This window comes from Sinomonas terrae (assembly GCF_022539255.1).
GTDB lineage: Bacteria > Actinomycetota > Actinomycetes > Actinomycetales > Micrococcaceae > Sinomonas > Sinomonas terrae.
This window is the reverse complement of the sequence record NZ_JAKZBV010000001.1, coordinates 2,156,869-2,179,423: the sequence shown is the minus strand read 5'-3', so window position 1 is coordinate 2,179,423 and position 22,555 is coordinate 2,156,869. Positions and strand designations below refer to the sequence as shown.

Below are 22,555 nucleotides of genomic sequence, written 5' to 3'. Positions count from 1 at the left end.
CGCTTTCGATGTCCCGAGAGAAGAGGCTGCGCTTCCCTCAATGGCACTTCTCACACCTGACCCCAGTACCCTTTATTCATGACCCCTGAAGCCCTCGCCCTGCCGAGCCGCGTCCGAACCACCGTGCTTGCCCTCGTCGGGGACGCCGTCGTCGTCCTTGTGTTCGCCGCGATGGGCCGCGGGTTCCACGGCGAGGCAAACCCCGTTCTGGGCGTGCTTTCGACTGCGTGGCCCTTCCTGGCCGGGGCGGCTCTCGGGTGGGCGCTTCCGGTAGTGCGGCGGCGTCCGCTGGCCCTCTGGCCTTCCGGGGTGAGTGTGTGGCTCGGGGCCTACATCGTCGGCATGCTGCTGCGCGCGGTCACCGGGCAGGGGCTCGCTGTGACGTTCCTGGTCGTCGCGCTGTGCTTCCTCGGCCTGTTCATTGTGGGATGGCGCGCGGTCGCCCGGTTGCTTGGCCGCGTCGCCGGACGCCGCTGAACGCTCCGGCACTAGGGTGGTTCCCAGCACTACAGGAGTCGATCGGAGGACCATGATCACGGCATTCGTCTTCATCCGCACGGAGTCGAACAAGATCCCGGAGGCAGCGGAGAAGATCTCGGCGATTCCGGGCGTTAGCGAGGTGTACTCGGTCACGGGCGAGTGGGATCTGATCGCCATCGCGCGCGTCCAGCAGCACGAGGACTTGGCCGACGTCGTCGCGGACCACCTCTCGAAGGTGGAGGGCGTCGTGGAGACGACGACGCACATCGCCTTCCGCGCGTATTCGCGGCATGACCTCGAGGCCGCTTTCTCAATCGGCCTCGAATAGCTCGGGTTTCGGGCCTAGCCCCGGCTGAATTCCACCCAGGTCTGAAGCGATTGGGCGGCGGCGCCAGAGTCGATGGCATCTTCAGCGCGCAGCTTCGCCTCCAAGAGCCGTTCGATCAGCGGGCCTTCGCTTGCGAGGTCGAACGCCACGAGGCCGGCGGCGGCGTTGAGGACGACGGCGTCCCGCACCGGTCCCTTATCGCCGCCCAGAACGCTGCGGACAACGGCTGCGTTGTGCTGGGCATCGCCGCCACGGAGAGCGTCGAGCGGGGCGCGGGAGATCCCGAGGTCGAGAGGATCCAGCAGAGACTCCTCGACGCGCCCGTCACGGACCTCCCACACACGGGAGGTCGTCGTGATCGTGAGCTCGTCCAGTCCGTCGTCACCGCGGAAGACTAGGCCCCTGCTCCCCCGGTTGGCCAGGACGCCCGCAATGAGAGGCGCCATCCGAGGATCAGCTGAGCCTACGGCCGAGGCCTGGACACGAGCCGGATTGGTGAGCGGGCCGAGAATGTTGAATGCCGTCGGGATCGCGAGTTCGCGCCGCGGCACCGCGGTGTGCCGGAACGACGGATGGAATACCTGGGCGAAGCAGAACGTGATGCCGCATTCGACGGCTGAGGCAGCAACTCGCTCCACGCTCATGTCGAGCCGCACCCCGAGCGCCTCCAGAACGTCGGCGGAACCCGCCGACGACGACGCCGCCCGGTTTCCATGCTTCACGACCCTCGCCCCGGCTCCGGCCAAGACGAGCGCAGCCGTGCTGGAGATGTTCACAGTGTTCTGCTGGTCGCCGCCGGTGCCGACAATGTCCAGCTTCTCGCCTTCGATGGAGATCGGCGTAGCGCGAGCGACCATCGTGTCCACAAGGCCGGTGAGCTCCTCGACCGTCTCGCCCTTGGCCCGAAGGCCGACGAGGAATCCCGCGATCTGGGCCTCGGTCGCATTGCCGGACATGATGGTGTCCATCGCCCAACCGGTCTGCTCCTGCGTGAGGTCTTGGCCTCTCACGAGGGATCCGATGAGGGTCCGCCAACTGTGCGCGGAGTTGGCTCCTTGGTCCTGACTGGTCACTCCCTGATGCTATCGACCGACTTGTCCGCGGGCGAACGGATGACGGACGCCTGGCGTTCCGCGGATTTTCGAGGGTTTGTAGAAAAAGTTCCCAGAAGAGGCGGTTCGCGTTGGGCGAACCCGCTGTTTGTAGACATAATGTCCTTGTGACGACAGCGACTCATGCCCCGACAACCCCGGCACATCCCACGCTGAACCGCCCCAACATGGTCTCCGTCGGGACCGTGGTGTGGCTTTCGAGCGAGCTGATGTTCTTCGCCGGCCTCTTTGCCATGTACTTCACCCTCCGCGCCTCCGGTCAGATTTCCACCGGTGGGGCTGGGACCCTCGGCCTCTGGGCCACGGAGACGTCCCATCTGGACTTCCCCTACGCGCTCGTGAACACGATCGTGCTGGTCTCCAGCTCGTTCACGTGCCAGATGGGTGTGTTCGCCGCCGAGCGCCTCCAGCCGCGGCGCACGGGGGGACTGTTCCAGTTCGCCAAGTGGGGCATGGTCGAGTGGTTCGTGCTGACGTTCCTCATGGGTGCATTCTTCGTCGCAGGCCAGGCCACTGAATACACGACGCTCGTCTCCGAGCACATCACGCTCTCGTCGAACGCCTACGGCTCGGCCTTCTACATCACGACGGGCTTCCACGGCCTTCACGTCATCGGCGGCCTCATCGCCTTCCTGTTCATCATTGGGCGGGCGTTTGCTGCGAAGCGCTTCGGGCACTATGAAGCCACGTCGGCCATCGTCGTCTCGTACTACTGGCACTTCGTCGACGTCGTGTGGATCGGGCTCTTCCTGGTCATCTACGTCCTCAAGTAGCACACGCCGCTTCGGCTGGCAGCACAACTTTGACAGCGCGCCCTCGGGGCCGCGGTACAGACGGATAGGAACGATTACGTGAAGTCACTCTCGCAGAAGCGGCGGCATCCGCTAGCAGTCGTGGCACTGCTGGTCATGGGGCTCCTGCTGACCGGTGCCCTCTACTCGGTGGCGAGCTCCGCCAATCAGGCCAAAGCGGATACTGGATTCTCGGCCGCCGACGTGACCGCGGGCCAGAAGCTCTTCGTGGCCAACTGTGCGACGTGCCATGGGATGGGGGCCCAGGGATCTCCCGCGGCCCCGTCTCTGGTCGGCGTCGGTGCTGCCGCCGTCGACTTCCAGGTTGGCACGGGCCGTATGCCGATGGAGGCGAACGGCCCTCAGGCGGAGCAGAAGCCCGTTCAGTTCAATGACACTCAGACGCGTCAGCTCGCTGCCTACGTCGCGTCGCTCGGTGCCGGTCCGTCGCTTCCGGATCCCGCCATGCTCGACGGCCAGGGAGACGCCACCCATGGTGGCGAGCTCTTCCGCGTCAACTGCGCGATGTGCCACAACGCTGCCGCTGCCGGTGGCGCCCTGACGCGCGGAAAGTTCGCTCCGCCGCTTGCCGGCGTGACGGCCCAGCACATCTATGAGGCCATGGAGACCGGCCCCCAGAACATGCCGGTGTTCAGCGACGCGAACATCTCGCCTGAGGGCAAGCGCGACATCATCACGTACCTGCAGACCATCGAGCGGCAGGGTTCGCCCGGCGGCGCCGATCTCGGCGGCCTTGGCCCAGTTTCGGAGGGTCTCTTCATGTGGGTCGCTGGTCTGGGCGTCATCATCGCCTTCACCATCTGGCTCACGTCCCGGACCTCCTGATCAGGGACCGCTAACACGTTCGGCCGCCGACGCGGCTGATTGAACTGAACATCGTCCCCGGGGCCCCGGGGCACAGGAAGGATGAGGGGAAATATGGGCAACCCTAGTGACGGAGCCCCACAGCATGGGGGCACCGTAGCTACGGCTGGTCAGGCCGGGGGTGTGTTCGAGGATCCGGGGATCCCGCCGCACCGCCTGCGTCTGTCCGACACCGACCCCAAGGCCGCGAAGCGCGCAGAGCGCCAGGTCACCGTACTGTTCATCATCTCGGTGATCGGCACAGTGGTGTTCCTTGTCTCGTACTTCGCCATCGATCTCGGTCCAACATCGACCGTTGACACGATTCGCACGCAGAACATTCTGCTGGGTTTCAGCACCGCTTTCGCGATGCTGGGGATTGGTACGGGCATCGTGCATTGGGCGAAGTCGCTCATGCCCGATCACGAGGTCTCGGAAGCGCGCCATGAGCTGCGCAGCGAGGAGGACCGCCAGGCCGCAGTCAAGATCGTTGACGACATCATCGAGGAGACGGGCATCAAGCGCCGCCCCCTCATCCGGAACACCATCATCGGTGCTCTGGCGCTGGCTCCCCTGCCCGCCCTCGCCGTCTTCGGCGATCTCGGCCCCAACGCGACGGACATGCTCCGTCACACCATGTGGGCCCCCAACGCGCAGACGGGCAAGAAGGTCCGCCTGACCCGCGACCCGGATGGCACGCCAATCAAGGCTGCTGACGTCACCATCGGCTCCGCGTTCCATGTGATTCCCGAAGGCCTGAATGACCTGAAGGAGAACAAGAACAACGAGAAGGCCAAGGCCGTCGTCCTGCTTATGCGCCTCAACCCCGAAGACCTCCATGTCTCGCCCGGTCGGGAGAGCTGGAACTACAACGGCATCGTTGCGTATTCCAAGATCTGCACGCACGTCGGCTGCCCCGTGGCGCTGTACGAGCAGCAGACCCACCACCTCCTCTGCCCGTGCCACCAGTCGACCTTCGACCTCACGCACGAGTGCCAGGTGATCTTCGGCCCGGCGAGCCGTCCGCTCCCGCAGCTGCCGATCGAAGTTGATTCTGACGGGTATCTCGTGGCCACTTCGGACTTCCACGAACCCGTTGGACCGAGCTACTGGGAGCGTGAGTACTCGTGAGCAGCACCCCTTCCTCTTACCAAGCACCGACGAAGGTTGGCCGAATCGCCGAATTCGTCGATCAGCGCACCGGCCTTTCAACCGTTACGCGCGAGTTCGGCCGGAAGGTCTTCCCCGATCACTGGTCGTTCATGTTCGGCGAGGTTGCGCTCTACAGCTTCGTCATCCTGCTGATGTCAGGTACGTTCCTGACCTTCTTCTTCAACCCGTCCATGGCGGAAACCACCTACCAGGGTGCGTACGTCCCGCTCCGCGGCATGGACATGTCTGTCGCATACGAGTCGTCTCTGCACATCTCGTTCGAGATCCGCGGCGGCCTATTCATGCGCCAGCTTCACCACTGGGCTGCGCTCCTGTTCGTCGCTGCGATGTCGGTGCACATGCTCCGCGTGTTCTTCACCGGGGCGTTCCGCAAGCCGCGTGAGATGAACTGGGTCATCGGTGGCGTGCTGCTCATCCTCGGCATGGCGGCTGGCTTCACCGGCTACTCGCTCCCGGATGATCTGCTCTCGGGCAACGGCCTCCGCATCATCGACGGCGTTGTCATGGCAATTCCGGTCATCGGCACCTGGATCTCGATGTTCCTCTTCGGCGGGGAGTTCCCGGGCACTGCGATCGTCGGACGCCTGTATGTGCTCCACATCCTGCTCATCCCAGCGATGATCCTGGGTCTCGTGGCCCTCCACCTCATGTTTGTGGTCCTGCAGAAGCACACTCAGTACCCCGGCCCCGGCCGGAACGATCGCAACGTTGTGGGCTACCCTTTGGGTCCTGTCTACGCGGCGAAAGCCGGTGGCTTCTTCTTCATCGTCTTCGGGGTGCTCGCGGCCATGGCTGCAGCCTTCACGATCAACCCGATCTGGAACTACGGCCCGTATGACCCCTCCCCCGTATCGGCTGGCACCCAGCCGGACTGGTATATCGGCTGGGTTGACGGGGCTCTACGACTCATGCCGGGCGTGATCGGTGATATCGGCGGCTACCGCCAGCACTTCGAGTTCGTGATCTTCAACCAGACGCTGTCGCTGAACATCTTGCTGCCAGCCCTTGTCCCTGCACTCATCGTCTTCACGGTGCTGTTCACGTACCCCTGGATTGAGCGCTGGATCACCAAGGACGACCGCGAGCACCACGTTCTCGACCGTCCGCGCAACGCTCCGACTCGTACCGCGATCGGTATGGCTGGCTTCACGTTCTACTGCGTCATGTGGGCGGCCGCGAGCTCCGACCTCATCGCGACGCACTTCCATGTGTCGCTGAACGACGTGACGTACTGGCTCCGTACACTGTTCTTCGTTGGCCCGATCATCGCGTTCGCGGTGACCAAGCGGATCGCTCTGGGTCTCCAGCGGAAGGATCGCGAGATTGCTCTCCATGGCCGCGAGACTGGACGAATCGTCCGTCTCCCCCACGGCGAGTTCATCGAGGTACACGCTCCGCTCGACGAGTACAAGCGCTACAAGCTGGTCGCGTACGAGGCGCCACTTCCGCTTCCGGCCCAGCCGAACGCGAAGGGCGTAGTGGATCGGAGCGAGCGTCGCCGTGCCAAGCTCTCGAAGTGGTTCTTCGAGGACCGCGTAGCGCCGGTCTCGCCGGCCGAGCTTGAGGCAGCGCACGCGCACGGCCATCACGAGGCCATCGAATCGGCTCCTACGGGCTCTGGCCACTGAGCAAAGGCCCTAGGGCAAACCAGCCAACCACGGAAGGACCCCGCAGCAATCGCTGCGGGGTCCTTCCGCTTGTGACGCAGTCACCTTGTCCGGGCAGACCGCTTGGCTTACGCCGCCGGGCGGGAGCCGCACACGAGTCGACTGGAACGCTGCTGAGAGGCTGCTGCTGAGGCGCTCTCAGCCTGTGAAGCGCTGGGTGGAGTAGGAACGCGGTGTCCGTACGCCAGGCCGCTGGAGGGGCACCCAGAGCTTGTAGCGGTCTGCGCGGTAGTACGAGACGGAGTAGTCGACCATGGCCTTCGCGACGTACGCGTGCCGTTGGATCTTGAGTAGGGGTGCGCCCATGTCAACCTTGAGCAGTCGCGCGATCGAGGGGGACGCCGCCGTGGCCTCGATCATGTCCTCCCCCCACTCCATGACAAGGCCGTAGCGTTCGCTGAGAACCTGATACAAGGACGTTGGAGGTGGGCCCTCGGTGAAGCCCGGCACCCGATGGGCGAGAATGTAGTTTTCATCGACGCTCATGGGCTCTTGGTCTGCCAGCAGGAGACGCCGGAAGCGAACCACAGCCGTTCCTTCGTCGACTTGGAGTTCTCTAGCCAAGTGGGCCGAGGCTCCGATCTCTTCGAAGCTCAGAACCTTCGCGTCGGGCACCATTCCGCGGCGCTGCATTTCTTCGCTGTACGAGGTCAGCTTCATCTGTAGGTCGAGTTTGGGGCGGCTGACGAAGGTGCCCAGACCGACGATCCGATCGAGGACGCCCTCAGCGACGAGGGCGTCAATCGCTTGGCGTACCGTCATCCGGGCTAGGCCGAAGCGGTGCGCGAGCTCGCGCTCTGAGGGAAGCGGCGCACCGGGAGTCAGCTTCGTCTGTATGTGCTCACGCAGAAGCTCCCGGAGCTGGACATACATAGCCGTCTTCGAGGACCTGTCGAGCCTTCCGGCGATGCTGTCGGCGTCTTCCACCCGTTCCTCCTGATGACCTGGCACCACCAAGAAGGCTACACGCTCCTGGGCTTCGAAAAGCGCCCGCAGACGGCGAAGGGCCCGGCATCCTGATCCGGATGCCGGGCCCTTCGACCAAGTCCTCAGAGGGGGCCCTCAGAGGCTCAAAGCGTGCTCAGTGGGCGTGGTCCCCGCGGCTGTACTCGAACACCCAGCCGACGAGGGCGACGATGCCGATGCCGGCGCCGACGAGAGTGATCCACCAGCCGATAGCAACACCGAGAAGCGCGGTCGCCGCCGAGGCTCCGAGCACGATCGGCCACCAGCTCCAGGGGCTGAAGTGCCCCTGCTCGCCAGCACCCTCGTGCACCTCTGCGTCCTCGCGGTCCTCAGGACGAGCACCGACACGGCGAGAGGTCACGCCGAGGTATGAGCCGATCATGCCGGCCAGTCCGCCCAAGAGGAAGATGCCCATGATGCCTACCCACTCGGACCAGTGGGTCAGCCACCCGTAGACGATGGCTACTGGAAAGAAGAAGAAAATTCCAGTTCCGAAGAGCCAGGATTCAACCTTCACTAGTGCGTTTCCTTCCGGTCGGCGGTCACGGCCGCGGCCGTCTGGGAGTGCTGGATCGAACCGGCCATCGACAGCTCCGGGTGGTGGAGGTCAAGCGCCGGACGCTCCGAGCGGATGCGCGGGAGCGAGGTGAAGTTGTGGCGGGGCGGCGGGCACGAGGTGGCCCACTCGAGGGAGGCGCCGAAGCCCCACGGATCGTCGACAGTCACGCGCTTCCCGCTGCGGGCCGTGATGTAGACGTTCCAGAAGAACGGGATGAGCGACGCACCGAGGACGAACGAGGAGATCGTGGAGAACTGGTTCATCCAGGTGAAGCCGTCCTGAGGCAGGTAGTCGGCGTACCGGCGAGGCATGCCCATGACGCCCAGCCAGTGCTGGATCAGGAACGTACCGTGGAACCCGATGAGCAGGAGCCAGAAGTGGATCTTGCCCAGACGCTCGTTGAGCATCTTGCCAGTCCACTTCGGCCACCAGAAGTAGAAGCCTGCAAACATGGCGAACACGACGGTTCCGAAGACGACGTAGTGGAAGTGAGCGACCACGAAGTACGTGTCGGAGACGTGGAAGTCGAGCGGCGGTGAGGCCAGGATGATGCCGGTGAGGCCGCCGAAGAGGAACGTGATGAGGAAGCCAAGGCTCCACAGCATTGGCGTCTCGAACGTGATCGACCCGCGCCACATCGTTCCGATCCAGTTGAAGAACTTCACGCCGGTCGGTACCGCGATGAGCATCGTCATAAAGGAGAAGAACGGCAGCAGCACCGCGCCAGTGACGTACATGTGGTGGGCCCACACCGTTACGGAGAGGGCAGCGATCGAGATCGTTGCGAACACGAGGCCCTTGTAGCCGAAGATCGGCTTCCGGCTGAAGACCGGGAAGATCTCCGAGACGATGCCGAAGAACGGCAGCGCGATGATGTACACCTCAGGGTGTCCGAAGAACCAGAACAGGTGCTGCCAGAGGATCGCACCGCCGTTTTCCGGGTCGAAGATGTGGGCACCGAAGCGACGGTCGGCACCGAGGCCGAAGAGGGCGGCAGCGAGCGGCGGGAACGCCATGAGCACGAGGATCGCGGTGATGAGCGTGTTCCACGTGAAGATCGGCATGCGCCACATGGTCATGCCCGGGGCACGCATACAGATGATCGTCGTGATGAAGTTGACAGCTCCGAGAATCGTGCCGAAGCCCGAGAGGGCTAGACCGAAGACCCATAGATCGCCGCCGATGCCCGGGGTGAAGGTTGTATTCGAAAGCGGCGCGTAGGCGAACCAGCCGAATGAGGCAGCACCCTGAGGCGTGATGAAGCCTGCCACGGCGATCGAGGAGCCGAAGAGGAAGAACCAGAAGGCGAGCGCGTTGAGGCGCGGGAATGCAACGTCGGGGGCACCGATCTGAAGCGGCATGATGACGTTCGCGAAGCCAGCGAAGAGCGGCGTCGCGAACATGAGCAGCATGACCGTGCCGTGCATCGTGAACAGCTGGTTGTACTGTTCCTTCGTCTGCAGGATCTGCATACCGGGCTCGAAGAGCTCTGCGCGGATCAGCAGCGCCATGACACCGCCGAGGCAGAAGAAGATGAACGAGGCGATCAGGTACATGTACCCGATGGTCTTGTGGTCGGTCGACGTGATCCAGTTGACGATGATGCGTCCCTTGGACCGCGGCACGACCGGCGCATTGAGTGCCCCGGCCGAGGGCGTCTGTGTGTAGGTAGCCACGATGATTCCCTTACTTCTGATTCAGATCCGGGTTGCGGTCGTACGTCGTGTCGAGCAGACCCTTCGGCAGACCGGAGAGGTGAGCTTGGAAGTCGGCCTCCGAGACGACCTTCACCTGGAACAGCATCTCGGAATGATACTCGCCGCAGAGCTCGGCACACTTGCCCTCGTACGTGCCCACCTTCTCCGGGGTGAAGTACATGGTGTTCGGGTGGCCCGGGACCACGTCGCGCTTCTGGAGGAACGCGGGAACCCAGAACGAGTGGATGACGTCACGCGAGGTGAGGTCGAGCGTGACGGTCTTGCCGACCGGCAGGTAGAGCGTCGGCAGGGTGTTGAGGTCAACCGGCGTCCCGTTGAGGTGGGTCTGGGTGCCCGCCTCGTAGACGTTGTCCTTGACGATGCCGCCCTGCTTGTAGTTGAAGTCCCAGGACCACTGCTTGCCCACGACGTTGACCGTGACGTCCGGGTTCGCGTTCGGATTGTCGATCGCGCGCTGGTCACGGTCGGTGAAGTAGAAGAACACGACCACGAGGAAGAGGGGGATCGCCGTGTAGAAGATTTCGAGGGGCAGGTTGTAGCTCGTCTGCCGGGGGAAGCCGACGGTGCCCTTCCGGCGCCGGTAGGCGATGATGCACCAGAGGATCAGGCCCCAAGTGATAGCTCCGACCGTGAGGGCAGCGATCCACGAGTTGACCCAGAGGTCCGTGACCATGCCCGTGTTGCTTGTCGTGTCCCGCGATCCCGGCAACCAGCCGTTCTGTACCTGACTTGTACATCCAGACAGTGCGAGCGCTCCTGCAACGGCAACGGAAGCTACCGTGATATTCCGAGTGCGCTGGCTGCTGGTTCGGTTCTGCGACCTCACAGACGGCCCTTCCTCTTGATGCTTCGGCCGGGCTTTCCCGTCCGCGGTAATACCCGCAGAAACTCGCTCCCCGGCGGCATAGTTTTACTACTCGGTGTAGAGCTTACAGCTATCGCAAAGGAATCGCCCACATCCTGCACATGCACGTCGGCCGTGCCTTCGACGCTCGAGAAGAGCTGTCGGAAGACACGGCCGAAATGCAGGCGGCAATAGGTCAGTGGAACGAATCGCCGCACGCGCACGAACCCTGCGCGTTGGGGTTGTCGATGGTGAATCCCTGCTTGGAGATGGTGTCCTCGAAGTCGATGGTCGCACCCGCGAGATAGGGCACGCTCATCTTGTCGACGACCACCTCGACGCCGTCGAAGTCACGGACAGCGTCACCGTCGAGGAGGCGCTCGTCGAAGTAGAGCTGGTAGATGAGGCCGGAGCATCCGCCGGGCTGGACGGCAACGCGCAGACGGAGGTCCGTGCGCCCTTCCTGCTCGAGCAGGCTGCGGACCTTGCCCGCTGCGACCTCAGTCAGGGTCACTTCATGCGAACCGATGGCCTCGGTGGTCTCGTTGGTTGCAGTGCTCATTCCATACCTTCCCTCTGTGGCCTTGCTTCCATGCTACGGCGGGCTCCGCTGCGGGCGCTAACCCTTTCCTGCGCCGAGTGCCGCCAGAACCAGCGCCTCTGCGACGATGCAGCGTTTGAACTCCTCGACGTGCAGCGACTCGTTGGCGCTGTGCGCCCTGCTGTCAGGATCCTCGACCCCCGTGATGAGGACCTCGGCCGCAGGGAACACCTCCTTTAGATCTGCAACAAAGGGAATGGAGCCTCCCATTCCCATTTCGACAGGATCCACGCCCCACGCGCTGCGCAGCGCCTCGAGAGCGATCCGCGCTGCGGGCGAGTCCGTGTCCGCAAGGTAGGCGTTGCCCCGCTCCCCCGCCGTGAATTCGAGCTCCGCACCGAACGGAACGTGTGCCTCCAGATGACGACGCATAGCGTCCATTGCTGAGTCGGGATCCTGCCCGGGCGCAATCCTCAGACTGAACTTCGCACGAGCGGTGGCCTGGATCGTGTTGGAGGAGACTGCCACGGCCGGCGCATCGATGCCGATGATGGAGAGTGCGGGACGGCTCCAGAGCCGTGCGGCAATGCTCCCGCTCCCTGCCAGCCGAACATGGTCGAGCACCCCGGCGTCAATGCGGTACTGCTCTTCTGGGTACTCGACCTCCGGGTCAGGGGCGACGACGAGGCCGGGGACGGCGACGTTGCCTTCCTCGTCATGGAGCGTCGCGATGAGGCGCGCGAGGAGGGTCGGGGCGTCGAGGACAGGGCCGCCGAACACGCCCGAGTGGACGGCATGGCTCAGCACGCGAACTTCGAACACCCCATCCACGAGCCCTCGCAGACTCGTCGTAAGAGCGGGTGTCCCTACGGACCAGTTGCTTGAGTCGGCGACGACGATGACGTCGGCGGCGAGACGCTCCCGATAGGTCTCCAAGAAATTGCGGAAGCTCGGCGACCCGGCTTCTTCCTCTCCTTCGACGAAGAGCGTGACGCCTACACCGGCGGCGTCGCTGAGGACTTCCGAGACGGCGCGCCAGGCCGCGAGATGGACCATGACGCCGGCCTTGTCGTCCGCAGCACCTCGCCCGAAAAGCCTCCCCTCGCGAATCTCAGGGGTGAAGGGCTCGGAGTCCCAGAGCGAGAGGTCGCCCGGGGGCTGGACATCGTGATGGGCGTAGAGCAGGATCGTCGGCTTCCCGGGCGCGGCGGCCCGATGGGCGACGACGGCCGGTCCCCCGGGCTTTCCGTTCGGCCGTACGGCCCGAAGGATTTCCACCCCGTCTAGCCCGGCTGCGGCTGCCAGATCGGCGACGGCCCGAGCGCTCCGCTCGAGCTCTGCGGGCTCGAAGGCCTCCCACGCAATACCGGGGATGGACGCGAGTTCCATGAGCTCGGAGAGGGTGGCGTCGAAGCGGCGTTCCACTGCGTCGCGGAGCTCCGTGATGACGTCGGGCGCGAGGACTGGGGAATCTGAAATCATGGCTTCACAGTACAAGCCGGGGGTACGGGCATCAACGGTCGGCCACGTCGGTTCCCCGCGCCGCTCGAACCCCTCTCGGCGGCTATCCTTGAGAGGTGTTTGGACGAAAGAACGAGCCCGCCGCGGACAGCGCCGGGCAGCCTGAGGAGATGCCGACTGCCCCGCTCGTCGGCAAGGGTGCGCCGACCCCGCGGCGCAAGGACCAGGAGGCCGCGCGCCGTCGTCCCCTAGTGCCCGCGGACCGGAAGGCGTCGCGCGTGGCTGAGCGTCAGGCTGCGGCCGACGAGCGCATGCGCGTGCGACACGCCCTCCAGACCGGCGACGAACGCCATCTCCCCCTCAAAGACCGAGGCCCGCAGAAGCGCTTTGCGCGCGACATCGTCGACGCGCGGTTCAATATCGGCGAGTACCTCATGTTCGGTGCGCTCGCATTCGTTGTGATCTCGTTTGTCGTACCGCAGGCCAGCGCTGCGCAGGTCTACATTCTGGCTGCGTTCTGGATCGTGTTCATCCTCGTCATCCTCGACACGTTCTGGCTCTCCCGTCAGCTCAAGAAGCGGCTCACGGTGAAGTTCGGCGAAGTCGAGCGCGGCACCGTGTGGTACGGCTCTATGCGAGCCCTGCAGTTCCGGCCGCTCCGGCTGCCGAAGCCTCAGGTCACGCGCGGGCAGTACCCCTCGTGACGGCTCCCGCCTTGGCGAGCTCACGGTTCACCGAGGCGGCCCAGAACGGTCCTTCGTAGAGGAAGGCAGTGTAGCCCTGGACAAGGCTCGCCCCTGCGGCGAGCCTTTCCTTTACGTCGGAGGCGGTCTCGACGCCCCCGACGGACACGAGGGTCAGCTGATTTCCGACGACGGCGGAGAGTCGGCGAAGCACCTCGAGAGAGCGCGCCTTGAGGGGCGCCCCCGAAAGACCCCCTTCGCCACAGGCCTGGACGGCAGCCTGATCGCTGACGAGGCCCTCTCTGCCGATGGTCGTGTTGGTCGCGATGATCCCGTCCAGCCCGAGATCGAGCGCGAGCTGAGCAACGTCGTCGATGTCGCCGTCGGCAAGGTCGGGGGCGATCTTGACGAGAAGCGGGACCCGGTGATGCGCCGAGGCCAAGGATTCCTCACGCACCGCCTCGAGAAGAGGGCGCAGCGTGTCGACACTCTGTAGCAGGCGTAGGCCCGGAGTGTTCGGCGAGCTCACGTTGACAACGAGGTAGTCGGCGTGTGGCGCGAGGACGCGCGCACTTTTGCGGTAGTCCTCCACCGCCTCCTCGAGGGGAACGATCTTGGTCTTGCCGATATTGATCCCGATGATCGGGCGCTGGGCCCCGTACCGCTGCTCTAGAGCGCGGCGAGCGGCGGCGATGCGCGGCGCAACCGCTGCAGCGCCGTCGTTGTTGAAGCCCATGCGGTTCACGACCGCGCGGTCCGGGATGAGACGGAAGAGGCGTGGCTTCGGGTTGCCCGGCTGGGCCTGTCCCGTAATCGTCCCTACCTCGATGTGCCCGAAGCCGAGCTCGGCGAGGCCTAGGATGCCCTTTCCCTCCTTGTCGAAGCCCGCGGCCAGTCCGAACGGGGAAGGGAAGTCGATCCCGAACGCGTGAGTCCGCAGCGATTCTGCGGGACGAGCGAACCGCTCGATGACTCGTCCGGCCCCCACCCTGTGGATTGCGCGGATGGCTTCGAACCCGATCCGGTGGGCGCGCTCCGCATCCATCCAGGAGAATGCGGCACGGAAGAAGAGGGGGTAGAAGCGCATGCCCCTAGTCTCCCCTAGCCGCGCTCCACCCGACAAAACGGTGGCCTATTCTTCAGATGTATCGAGGAGGAGAGATGGAGGGCTGGAGCGCCGACTTCCTGGGAAGCGGCTTCGAGCAGCGTGAGCTGTTCGCTGGCACCAAGACGGCGGGCACGCTTGTCCGCTTCGTCGACAGGAGCGCCCAAACCGCCATCCGAACCACGGCGCTTCTGTACGTCCATGGCTGGAGCGATTACTACTTCAACACCGAGCTCGCGGACTTCGTCACGTCGCGTGGCTGGCGGTTCTATGCCCTTGACCTTCCTGAACATGGACGCAGCCTGAGGCCGGGCGGCAACCCCGGCTATCTCCCCTCTGCCGAGTACTACCTCGAGAGCATCGGTGCAGCGCTCGAAGCGCTCGAGGCCGATGGGCCCGGTCCGGTGGTTCTCATGGGCCATTCCACAGGCGGCCTTGCGGTAGCGCTCGAGGCCCAACGCCGTCCTGAGCGGTTGGCTGCCCTCGTCCTGAGCAGTCCGTGGCTCGTGGCCCACGGCGGCCGGGTGGCGGGAAGGATGCTGGAATTTGCTTTGGCGGGGCGTGTGACGGCGCGCCCCGACCAAGTCATACCGCTCCCCTCGCGCGGCTACTTCTGGCGGGCGATAGCCAGGGAGGCGGGCGGCGAATGGGACCTGCGCGAGGACCTGCGCCCGCGGACTGCCTTCCCGGTGCGGGCCGGCTGGCTCCATGGAATCCTCTCGGCCCAGCGAGAACTGCTCGGCGGTCCAGCCGTATCGGTTCCCGCTGTTCTCCTCGCCTCCACCCGGAGCGACACCGGGCTTGTGTGGCGCGAGCACATGCGCTCTAGAGACGCGGTCCTCTCGGTTGGCCCCATGAGGCGGGCCGCAAACGCCGTGTGCCGCAGGCTTGACGAAGTGCTCGTGGAGGGTGGACTCCACGACGTGCTTCTTTCCGCTCCGGCTGTCCGCCGCTACGCCTAGGGGCGGCTGGGCGCCTGGTTCGACGGCGTGGTCGATGCGGGGCCGGACTGACGCTCAGGCGCCAGGAGCTCTGTCAACCGCTCCGCCATACCGCCGGTCCCGCCGTGCGTAGATCTCGACGGCCTCCCACAGCGTGCGGCGGTCGACGTCCGGCCACAGGGTGTCCATGAAGACCATCTCTGCATACGCGGACTGCCACAGCATGAAATTGCTCAGCCGCTGCTCGCCTGAGCTGCGAAGGAAGAGGTCGACATCAGGCAGATCCGGTTCGTCGAGGTACCTCTGGACGGTCTTCTCCGTGACCGAGCGAGCGTTGAGCGTGCCTGCCGCGACGTCGCGCGCAATAGCTGCGGCGGCGTCGGCGATCTCCGCTCGGCCCCCGTAATTGACGCACATGGTCAGGTGGCACTTGGTGTTGTTGCGAGTGAGTTCCTCGGCCTCCTGGAGCTCGCGGATGACCGACCCCCAGAGCTTCGGCCGGCGGCCGGCCCACCGCACGCGCACGCCCCAGGAATTCATCGTGTCGCGCTGCCGGTGCAGTACCTCCCGGTTGAAGCCCATGAGGAACTTGACCTCCTCCGGTGAGCGCCGCCAGTTCTCGGTGGAGAAGGCATACACCGAAACGTATTCGATGCCGATCTCGATCGCGCCGGCCACGACGTCCAGGAGCGCAGGCTCCCCCGCCTTGTGGCCCTCGATGCGCGGCAGTCCGCGTTGGTTCGCCCAGCGGCCGTTCCCGTCCATGACGATCGCGACGTGGCGGGGGACGAACTCTTGGGGAATGGCCGGGGCTTGGGCCCCCGACGGGTGCGGATAAGGGGCTACCGTGGGGTGCGACTCGCGGCGGGTCATTCTCACGTGCTGCTGGTCTCCTGTCGGGTCGGGGACGAAATCGGCTCGGCATCCCGCTCGACGAGCTTGAGCGAGCGGACGGCGCGTTCGAGGTGCCACTGAACGTAGGCGGCGACGAGTCCCGAGGCCTCCCGTCGGGAGCTTGGGGCGGAGACATCCGCTACCGTCCAGTCGCCCGACAGGAGGGCGGTGAGCAGCCGTACCGTCTCAGGCGCCGGGGACGGCGACCCCGGAGGTCGGCATCCGTGGCAGACGATCCCGCCGAGCGCCGCAGAAAAAGCCGAATGCGGTCCCGGCTCCCCACAGCGGGCACAGTCAGTGAAGCTCGGTGCCCATCCGGCCGTCGAAAGCGCCCGGAGGAGGTACGAATCAAGGATCAGCTCCGGGGCGTGTGCGCCTCGGCTCAGCGCGGCAAGGGCCCCGACAAGGAGCTGGTAGTGCGGAAGGGAGGCCTCGCCGTCGTTCGCTGTGATTCGTTCAGCGGTCTCTGCCATCGCCGCCGCGGCCGTGTATCGGGAGTAGTCCGCTGCGATCTCCTGGCCGTACGTGCCTCGTGCAACCGCCTGACCCACGACCTCGAGCGAACGGCCCCGCACGAACTGGACATCCGCGACCATGAACGGCTCGAGCCTCGCGCCGAAGCGGCTCCCGGTGCGCCGCACGCCACGCGCTACGGCGCGGACCTGCCCGTGATGCTTGGTCAGGAGCACGATGATCCGGTCGGCCTCACCGAGACGATGGGTGCGGAGGACGACGCCGTCGTCGCGGTAGCTCCGCGCAGCAAACGTCGATTCAGCCATGGATCATATTGTCCCACCCCACATGCGCAGCGCCCCGACCAAACAGGTAGGGGCGCTGCGCGGGTCGGCCTAGACCCCGACCGCGTCCGCGTCGCGCAGGGCGCGGTTGACCGCGGAGATCACGGCCTTGAGGGCGGCGAGGCTCGTATTCGCGTCGATGCCCACGCCCCACAGGATCCGCTCGCCGATCCCGCACTCGACGTAGGCGGCCGCACGCGCGCTGCCGCCTTCCGAGAGTGCATGCTCCGTGTAGTCCAGGACGCGGACGTCGACGCCCTCCGACGAGAAGACGTCGAGGAGCGCCGCGATCGGACCGTTGCCGCTTCCCGTGCGCCGGACCAGCGTGCCGTCGATGCGGAGCGCCGCCTCGAGCGTCATCGTGCCGTCGTCGGCGGTCTCCGTGCTCACCGAGGAGAGGGCATAGCGGCCCCACGCCTTGCCGCCGTCGACGGACGACGCCGGGAGGTACTCGTCGCTGAAGATGTCCCAGAGGACGGACGGGCTCACCTCACCGCCCGCCGTGTCGGTGTGCTGCTGGATGACGCGCGAGAACTCGATCTGGGCCCGGCGCGGAAGGTCGAGATTGTGCTCGTTCTTGAGCAGGTAGGCGACGCCGCCCTTGCCAGACTGGGAGTTGACCCGGATGACGGCCTCGTACGAGCGGCCGACGTCCTTCGGATCGATGGGCAGGTAAGGAACCTGCCATACGAACTCGTCGACCGGGACTCCGGCGGTCGCGGCGTCGCGTTCGAGGGCCTCGAACCCCTTCTTGATGGCGTCCTGGTGGGAGCCGGAGAAGGCCGTGAAGACCAGATCGCCGCCGTAGGGCGAACGCTCGGGCACCGGAAGCTGGTTGCAGTACTCGACGGTGCGGCGAATTTCGTCGATATTCGAGAAGTTGATCATCGGGTCAACGCCCTGCACAAAGAGGTTCAGGCCGAGGGTCACGAGATCGACATTGCCGGTGCGCTCACCGTTGCCGAACAGGCAGCCTTCGATCCGGTCAGCGCCGGCCAGATAGCCGAGCTCTGCGGCCGCGACGCCCGTGCCGCGGTCATTGTGCGGGTGGAGGGAGAGGATGATGCCCTCGCGAGGCTTGAGGTTCCGGCTCATCCACTCGATCGAATCCGCGTAGACGTTGGGTGTGGCCATCTCGACTGTGGCGGGAAGATTGATGATCACTTGGCTGTCCGCCGACGCCTCCAAGATCTCTGCGACCTTGTTGCAGACGCGGGCTGCGTACTCGAGCTCTGTCCCCGTGAAGGACTCCGGCGAGTACTCGTACGTGATGTGGGTGTCCGGGAGGGTCTCTTCGTACTTCTTGCACAGAAGTGCGCCCTGCACAGCGATGTCGAGGATGCCCTCCTCGTCGGAGTTGAACACGACTCGACGCTGCAGAACAGACGTCGAGTTGTAGAGATGCACGATCGCACTCTTCGCTCCGGCGAGGGACTCGTAGGTGCGCTCGATGAGGTGCTCGCGCGCCTGCGTGAGCACCTGGATCGTCACGTCGTCCGGGATGTGGCCGCCCTCGATGAGCTGGCGGACGAAGTCGAAGTCGGTTTGGGAGGCCGACGGGAAGCCGACCTCGATCTCCTTGTAGCCCATTTGGACGAGGAGCTTGAACATCTTGAGCTTGCGGGCTGGGCTCATGGGGTCGATGAGCGCCTGGTTGCCGTCCCGGAGGTCCACGGCGCACCAGCGGGGCGCCTTCTCGATGCGCTTGTCCGGCCAAGTCCGATCCGGCAGTTCGACCGTGATCTGCTCGTGGAACGGGAGGTAGCGGTGGACGGGCATACCCGAGGGCTTCTGTGCGTTGCGCATGGTTTTACTGTAGGCCTTTCTCAAAAGCTGGGATCCTCTGCGGCCGGGCGTCAGAAAACTCCGCGGCGGGGATCCGGCCTACGCCATTCTCGGAACTCGTGTCCCTCAGTTGGCTACTGGGCCCCGCCACGGCAGCTAAGAAGGAGAAGGCGCTGCGCGTGTGGCACTTTGTCACGATAGCACGGCCTGGCGGAGCGTCCACGGCATGGAAGCCTTTCCCTGACAGGGTGGCTGCCTAAGATGAACGCATTCGAGCATGCCTGAGGAGGCACCATGACCGACAGCCCTGTCGCGCCGTCCGGCGTCGACCGTGAGTTCTTCGACGAGACTGTCCGAGCCCAGGACGACCTGTACCGGCACGTCAACGGCGCGTGGCTCCGCGAGACGAAGATCCCCTCGGACCGCGCCCTCGTCGGTACGTTCGTGCAGCTTCGCGATCGAGCCGAGGAAGACGTGCGAGGCCTCATCGAGGAGCTCGCCGAGAGCGAGCATGCAGCCGGCTCCGACGAGGAGAAGATCGGGGCGCTGTACCGCTCGTTCATGGATGAGGACCGTGTTGCAGAACTCGGAGCCGAGCCGCTCAAAGCCCTGCTCGCCGAGGTCGACGCCGTCACCGATGCCGAAGGTTTCGTGCGAACCTCGGCGCGGCTCGGACGCGGGGGCAGCGAAGGACTTTTTGGGTACTACGCCGCTCCGGACGCTGGGAACCCGGACCGCGTGCTGCTGTATTTGTCGCAAGGCGGCCTCGGTCTCCCTGACGAGTCGTACTACCGAGAGGAGCGCTTCGCCGAGGCCCGCGAGGCCTACCGCTCCTATCTCACCGACATCTTCACCTTGGTCGGCAGGGGGCCGGCCGCGGAGGCTGCGGCCGCCGTCGTCCGGCTCGAAGAGCGACTCGCCGGGCTGCACTGGGACCGCGTGACGCTTCGGGATCCGCAGAAGACCTACAACCTGTTCACCCAGGAGGAGGCGACGACCGTCTTCCCGCACTTCCTCACATGGGCGGAGGCGACGGGGGTCGCGGAGCCCGCGCGGGCAGAGCTCGTCGTCGGCAATCCCGATTTCCTCTCTGGCCTCGGCCCGATGCTAGCCGAGGTTCCCCTTGAGGACTGGAAGCTCTGGCTCACAGCCCATGTGGTCTCCGCCTCCGCGCCGTTCCTCTCCCCCGAATTCGTTGATCGGCACTTTGCCTTCTACGGCACGGTCCTGAGCGGAACCCCGGAGAACAAGGAGCGCTGGAAGCGCGGCGTGGCGACTGTGGAGAACGGGCTTGGGATGGCCGTTGGGCGGCTGTACGTCGAGCGCCACTTCCCTGCAGAGCACAAGGAGTCCATGCAGAAGCTCGTCGCTGACATCGTCGAGGCGTACGGGCAGAGCATCTCGGTCCTCTCCTGGATGGGCCCCGAGACCCGAGAGCGCGCACTCGAGAAGCTCGAGGCCTTCCGCCCGAAGATCGGTTACCCCGACGAGTGGATCGACTTCTCCGCCGTCGACATCGATGAGAAGGATCTCCTCGGCAACGTTCGCCGCGCGCACGCAGGGGAACTGGACCGGCTCCTCGACGAAATCGGCAAGCCTGTGGACCGCATCAAGTGGCTCATGACGCCCCAGACTGTGAACGCGTACTACCACCCGCTCATGAACGAGATCGTCTTCCCGGCCGCGATCCTCCAGCCGCCGTTCTACCACCCGGGTGCCGATGCCGCCGTCAACTACGGCGGCATCGGGGCGGTCATCGGGCATGAGATCGGGCACGGATTCGATGATCAGGGCTCCCAGTTCGACGGGACTGGTGCTCTGCGAAACTGGTGGACGGACGAGGACAGGAAGGCCTTCGAAGCGCTGACCGCGCGTCTCGTCGAGCAGTTCGAAGTCCTCTCCCCCAGCGAGGCCCCTGGACACACGGTGAACGGCAAGCTGACGCTCGGCGAGAACATCGGGGACCTTGGCGGCCTCGGAATCGCGTTCAAGGCGTACCGTCTTCACCTCGACGGCGAAGAGGCGCCGATCATCGACGGACTCACCGGCGAGCAGCGCTTCTTCATCTCGTGGGCAACCGTATGGCGCCAAGTGTGCCGCCCCGAAGAGTCCATCCGCCGGCTCGCGATCGACCCGCACTCCCCCAACGAGTTCCGCACCAACACGATCGTCAAGAACCTCACGGCGTTCCACGAGGCGTTCGAGGTCGCAGAGGGCGACGGCATGTGGCTCGCGCCGAACGAGCGCGTGGAAATCTGGTAAAACCCACTCAGACGGCCAGAAGGTCCCGGCATCCTCGAGGATGCCGGGACCTTCTTCTATATGTGAATTTCTTCCGGGCCCCATCGGGCTCTCAGGCTTGCTTCCGGACTATTGGCCGAACGCCGTCTGGCATGTCGCCTGGGCCGCCGTCTGGGACACCACGTTGTCGGGGAGTTTAGGCGTGTAGTGGGTTCCCGAGGTGAAATCCGACCCGACGTAGACCTGGACCCCGTTGATGTTGTTCGCGGGCTGGACCTGCGAGGACGGGATGCCGAGCGCTGCAGCAACGTCTTTCGCGACATCCGCGAAGTTGGAGCTGTAGTAGACGTTGGTCGTGTCGGTCGGGGCTGCGTTGAAGTCCGTGCTCTGCGCGAAGCCCTGGCCCTTGAGGAAGGTTGCGAGTTCTGCTGCTCGGCCGGTAACCCCTGTGCCGTTTGCGACTGTGACGGGCTGGATCGTCTTGTCGTACGCAGGAGCGGCTGGTGTGGTCGGAGCGGCACTGGGCGATGCCGAGGCACTCGCGGCCGTGTTCGTGGCTGGCGCCGTGAGGTCACGGTTCTGCCGGAGCGCTTCGAACAGCGCGGCCGCGTCAGGCTGTTTGAGCTGGACCCGGTTCGGGTCTCCGCTGTACGGCTCCCACGGTGCAGTCACGAAGGCGACCTTCGACAAGTCGACGGAACGGAGTCGAGAGGCGATCGTGATCATCGCCTGAGGATTGGCGAGCCCGGAGTCGACGGTGAGGTTCTGGGTGATCGTATCGGCGATGCTCAGGAGCTTCGGGACGTTGGTGAGAGTTCCGTCCGACTTGACCTTCCGCGCGAGCGACGCGAGGAACTCCTGCTGCGACTTGATACGCGAGAGGTCGCTGCCGTCGCCGACGCCGTGGCGGCTCCTCAGGAAGGCGAGGGCCATCTCGCCCTGAACCGTCGAGGTGCCGGCGGGGAGCTTGAGTCCCGAGTACGGGTCGTCGATAGGGGCGTTGACGCAGACCTGCACGCCGCCGATTTCGTTCGAGAGGTCCTTGACCGCGTTGAAGTCCGCAACCATGAAGTGGTCGATCTGGAGTCCCGTGAGCTGGTTGACCGTATCGACCGCGCAGCCAGGGCCAGCTTCCATCATGGCCGAGTTGATCTGGCCGACGGGCTGTGCCGGATAGTCCTTGCCGGTTTGAGGATCGTGGCAGGCGGGGATCGGCACCATGAGGTCGCGGGGGAAGCTCGTCATGGACACGACCTTGTTGTCCGCCGAGATGTTCAGGAGGATCATCACATCGGAGTTGCCGTAGCCAGAGCTGTCCGCTGTGGTGCCGTAGTTGGAATCAGCGCCCGCACGCGTGTCGGTGCCGATGATCAGGATCTGGAGCGGGTCCGTGGCGTCATTCGTCGCGTCTGCGGTCCCGTGGCCGGCGCTCAGCGGCGCCTCGTGGATATTGCTCTGCAGGCGCCAGGCCCAGTAGCCAGCGAAGGCGACCACACCCACGATTCCGAGCACCACGACGCTGCCGAGGATTTTGACCCAGAGGGGAACTTTGCGGCGCATCCGCACGTGACGCGGGACGTTCCCTGTTGTTGCCAAATGGAGCCT

21 protein-coding genes are annotated in these 22,555 nt (G+C 65.1%); 9 read left to right on the top strand and 12 right to left on the bottom strand.

Annotated elements, in window-relative coordinates:
* Positions 1-78: 78 nt before the first annotated feature.
* Entirely contained in the window at positions 79-477 is a 399-nt protein-coding gene (locus tag L0M17_RS10185) for a DUF3054 domain-containing protein (RefSeq protein ID WP_241053850.1), read from the top strand.
* Between the two features lie 52 nt (positions 478-529).
* Entirely contained in the window at positions 530-808 is a 279-nt protein-coding gene (locus L0M17_RS10180; RefSeq protein WP_241053849.1) for an Lrp/AsnC family transcriptional regulator, read from the top strand.
* 14 nt (positions 809-822) lie between these two features.
* On the opposite strand, the gene trpD is transcribed toward L0M17_RS10180, so the two are convergent.
* Entirely contained in the window at positions 823-1,881 is a 1,059-nt protein-coding gene (gene trpD, locus L0M17_RS10175) for an anthranilate phosphoribosyltransferase (protein WP_241053848.1), read from the bottom strand.
* A 146-nt stretch (positions 1,882-2,027) separates the two neighbouring features.
* Between trpD and ctaE the strand changes: the two genes are divergently transcribed.
* The 4 genes from ctaE to qcrB all read left to right on the top strand — a co-directional run bounded on the left by ctaE (position 2,028) and on the right by qcrB (position 6,376).
* Positions 2,028-2,693: an aa3-type cytochrome oxidase subunit III gene (ctaE, locus tag L0M17_RS10170; RefSeq protein WP_241053847.1), complete on the top strand. Its 666-nt coding sequence runs from the start codon at positions 2,028-2,030 to the stop codon at positions 2,691-2,693.
* Between the two features lie 78 nt (positions 2,694-2,771).
* Positions 2,772-3,557 (top strand): cytochrome bc1 complex diheme cytochrome c subunit, encoded by a 786-nt coding sequence (qcrC, locus tag L0M17_RS10165; protein WP_241053845.1) that lies wholly within the window; start codon positions 2,772-2,774, stop codon positions 3,555-3,557.
* A gap of 93 nt (positions 3,558-3,650) precedes the next feature.
* Positions 3,651-4,706 carry a cytochrome bc1 complex Rieske iron-sulfur subunit gene (gene qcrA / locus L0M17_RS10160; protein WP_241053844.1) on the top strand — a complete coding sequence of 352 codons (1,056 nt, stop codon included), beginning with the start codon at positions 3,651-3,653 and terminating at the stop codon, positions 4,704-4,706.
* Positions 4,703-6,376 carry a cytochrome bc1 complex cytochrome b subunit gene (qcrB, locus tag L0M17_RS10155; protein WP_241053843.1) on the top strand — a complete coding sequence of 558 codons (1,674 nt, stop codon included), beginning with the start codon at positions 4,703-4,705 and terminating at the stop codon, positions 6,374-6,376. The genes qcrA and qcrB overlap by 4 nt, the downstream gene beginning before the upstream one ends.
* Before the next feature lie 177 nt (positions 6,377-6,553).
* Here qcrB and L0M17_RS10150 read toward each other — a convergent pair whose 3' ends face one another.
* The 6 genes from L0M17_RS10150 to L0M17_RS10125 form a co-directional block, all read right to left on the bottom strand.
* A complete protein-coding gene (locus L0M17_RS10150) occupies positions 6,554-7,288 on the bottom strand; it encodes a GntR family transcriptional regulator (RefSeq protein ID WP_255732708.1) in 735 nt (244 codons plus the stop codon).
* A gap of 208 nt (positions 7,289-7,496) precedes the next feature.
* Positions 7,497-7,898, bottom strand: a complete 402-nt coding sequence (locus L0M17_RS10145; protein ID WP_241053841.1) for a cytochrome c oxidase subunit 4 — start codon at positions 7,896-7,898, stop codon at positions 7,497-7,499.
* Positions 7,898-9,616, bottom strand: coding sequence for an aa3-type cytochrome oxidase subunit I (gene ctaD, locus L0M17_RS10140; protein ID WP_241053840.1), 1,719 nt, complete (start codon positions 9,614-9,616; stop codon positions 7,898-7,900). Before ctaD ends, L0M17_RS10145 begins: the two co-directional genes overlap by 1 nt.
* Positions 9,617-9,626: 10 nt before the next feature.
* Positions 9,627-10,484, bottom strand: coding sequence for an aa3-type cytochrome oxidase subunit II (gene ctaC / locus L0M17_RS10135; RefSeq protein ID WP_241053839.1), 858 nt, complete (start codon positions 10,482-10,484; stop codon positions 9,627-9,629).
* 214 nt (positions 10,485-10,698) lie between these two features.
* Positions 10,699-11,064, bottom strand: coding sequence for a HesB/IscA family protein (locus tag L0M17_RS10130; protein WP_043120530.1), 366 nt, complete (start codon positions 11,062-11,064; stop codon positions 10,699-10,701).
* Positions 11,065-11,121: 57 nt separating this feature from the next.
* Entirely contained in the window at positions 11,122-12,525 is a 1,404-nt protein-coding gene (locus L0M17_RS10125) for a dipeptidase (protein ID WP_241053838.1), read from the bottom strand.
* A 95-nt stretch (positions 12,526-12,620) separates the two neighbouring features.
* Here L0M17_RS10125 and L0M17_RS10120 point away from each other — a divergent pair, with 95 nt between their 5' ends.
* Positions 12,621-13,208, top strand: a complete 588-nt coding sequence (locus L0M17_RS10120; protein WP_241053837.1) for a DUF3043 domain-containing protein — start codon at positions 12,621-12,623, stop codon at positions 13,206-13,208.
* On the opposite strand, the gene L0M17_RS10115 is transcribed toward L0M17_RS10120, so the two are convergent.
* Positions 13,183-14,274, bottom strand: coding sequence for a quinone-dependent dihydroorotate dehydrogenase (locus L0M17_RS10115; protein ID WP_241053835.1), 1,092 nt, complete (start codon positions 14,272-14,274; stop codon positions 13,183-13,185). The genes L0M17_RS10120 and L0M17_RS10115 overlap by 26 nt on opposite strands.
* 74 nt (positions 14,275-14,348) lie before the next feature.
* Between L0M17_RS10115 and L0M17_RS10110 the strand changes: the two genes are divergently transcribed.
* Positions 14,349-15,254 carry an alpha/beta fold hydrolase gene (locus L0M17_RS10110; RefSeq protein ID WP_241053834.1) on the top strand — a complete coding sequence of 302 codons (906 nt, stop codon included), beginning with the start codon at positions 14,349-14,351 and terminating at the stop codon, positions 15,252-15,254.
* A 54-nt stretch (positions 15,255-15,308) separates the two neighbouring features.
* On the opposite strand, the gene L0M17_RS10105 is transcribed toward L0M17_RS10110, so the two are convergent.
* The 3 genes from L0M17_RS10105 to leuA form a co-directional block, all read right to left on the bottom strand.
* Complete coding sequence (locus L0M17_RS10105; protein WP_241053833.1) at positions 15,309-16,106, bottom strand: isoprenyl transferase; 798 nt, start codon at positions 16,104-16,106, stop codon at positions 15,309-15,311.
* 2 nt (positions 16,107-16,108) lie between these two features.
* The gene (gene recO / locus L0M17_RS10100; RefSeq protein ID WP_241053832.1) at positions 16,109-16,906 is read right to left on the bottom strand and encodes a DNA repair protein RecO; all 798 of its coding nucleotides are present in this window, start codon (positions 16,904-16,906) and stop codon (positions 16,109-16,111) included.
* A gap of 69 nt (positions 16,907-16,975) precedes the next feature.
* Positions 16,976-18,730, bottom strand: a complete 1,755-nt coding sequence (gene leuA, locus L0M17_RS10095) for a 2-isopropylmalate synthase (RefSeq protein WP_241053831.1) — start codon at positions 18,728-18,730, stop codon at positions 16,976-16,978.
* Positions 18,731-19,003: 273 nt separating this feature from the next.
* On the opposite strand from leuA, the gene L0M17_RS10090 reads away from it, so the two are divergent.
* A complete protein-coding gene (locus L0M17_RS10090; protein ID WP_241053830.1) occupies positions 19,004-20,971 on the top strand; it encodes a M13 family metallopeptidase in 1,968 nt (655 codons plus the stop codon).
* Between the two features lie 108 nt (positions 20,972-21,079).
* On the opposite strand, the gene L0M17_RS10085 is transcribed toward L0M17_RS10090, so the two are convergent.
* Entirely contained in the window at positions 21,080-22,546 is a 1,467-nt protein-coding gene (locus L0M17_RS10085; RefSeq protein WP_241053829.1) for an LCP family protein, read from the bottom strand.
* Between the last annotated feature and the right edge of the window lie 9 nt (positions 22,547-22,555).

What these genes read in the sequence shown, in the direction of transcription:
- L0M17_RS10110 (WP_241053834.1), top strand. Translation starts at nt 14,349, where the DNA reads ATGGAGGGCTGGAGCGCCGACTTCCTGGGAAGCGGCTTCGAGCAGCGT.
- L0M17_RS10090 (WP_241053830.1), top strand. Translation starts at nt 19,004, where the DNA reads ATGACCGACAGCCCTGTCGCGCCGTCCGGCGTCGACCGTGAGTTCTTC.
- recO (WP_241053832.1), bottom strand. Translation starts at nt 16,906, where the DNA reads ATGGCTGAATCGACGTTTGCTGCGCGGAGCTACCGCGACGACGGCGTC.
- L0M17_RS10130 (WP_043120530.1), bottom strand. Translation starts at nt 11,064, where the DNA reads ATGAGCACTGCAACCAACGAGACCACCGAGGCCATCGGTTCGCATGAA.
- leuA (WP_241053831.1), bottom strand. Translation starts at nt 18,730, where the DNA reads ATGCGCAACGCACAGAAGCCCTCGGGTATGCCCGTCCACCGCTACCTC.
- L0M17_RS10150 (WP_255732708.1), bottom strand. Translation starts at nt 7,288, where the DNA reads ATGTATGTCCAGCTCCGGGAGCTTCTGCGTGAGCACATACAGACGAAG.
- L0M17_RS10180 (WP_241053849.1), top strand. Translation starts at nt 530, where the DNA reads ATGATCACGGCATTCGTCTTCATCCGCACGGAGTCGAACAAGATCCCG.
- L0M17_RS10125 (WP_241053838.1), bottom strand. Translation starts at nt 12,525, where the DNA reads ATGATTTCAGATTCCCCAGTCCTCGCGCCCGACGTCATCACGGAGCTC.
- qcrA (WP_241053844.1), top strand. Translation starts at nt 3,651, where the DNA reads ATGGGCAACCCTAGTGACGGAGCCCCACAGCATGGGGGCACCGTAGCT.
- L0M17_RS10185 (WP_241053850.1), top strand. Translation starts at nt 79, where the DNA reads ATGACCCCTGAAGCCCTCGCCCTGCCGAGCCGCGTCCGAACCACCGTG.
- L0M17_RS10105 (WP_241053833.1), bottom strand. Translation starts at nt 16,106, where the DNA reads ATGACCCGCCGCGAGTCGCACCCCACGGTAGCCCCTTATCCGCACCCG.
- L0M17_RS10115 (WP_241053835.1), bottom strand. Translation starts at nt 14,274, where the DNA reads ATGCGCTTCTACCCCCTCTTCTTCCGTGCCGCATTCTCCTGGATGGAT.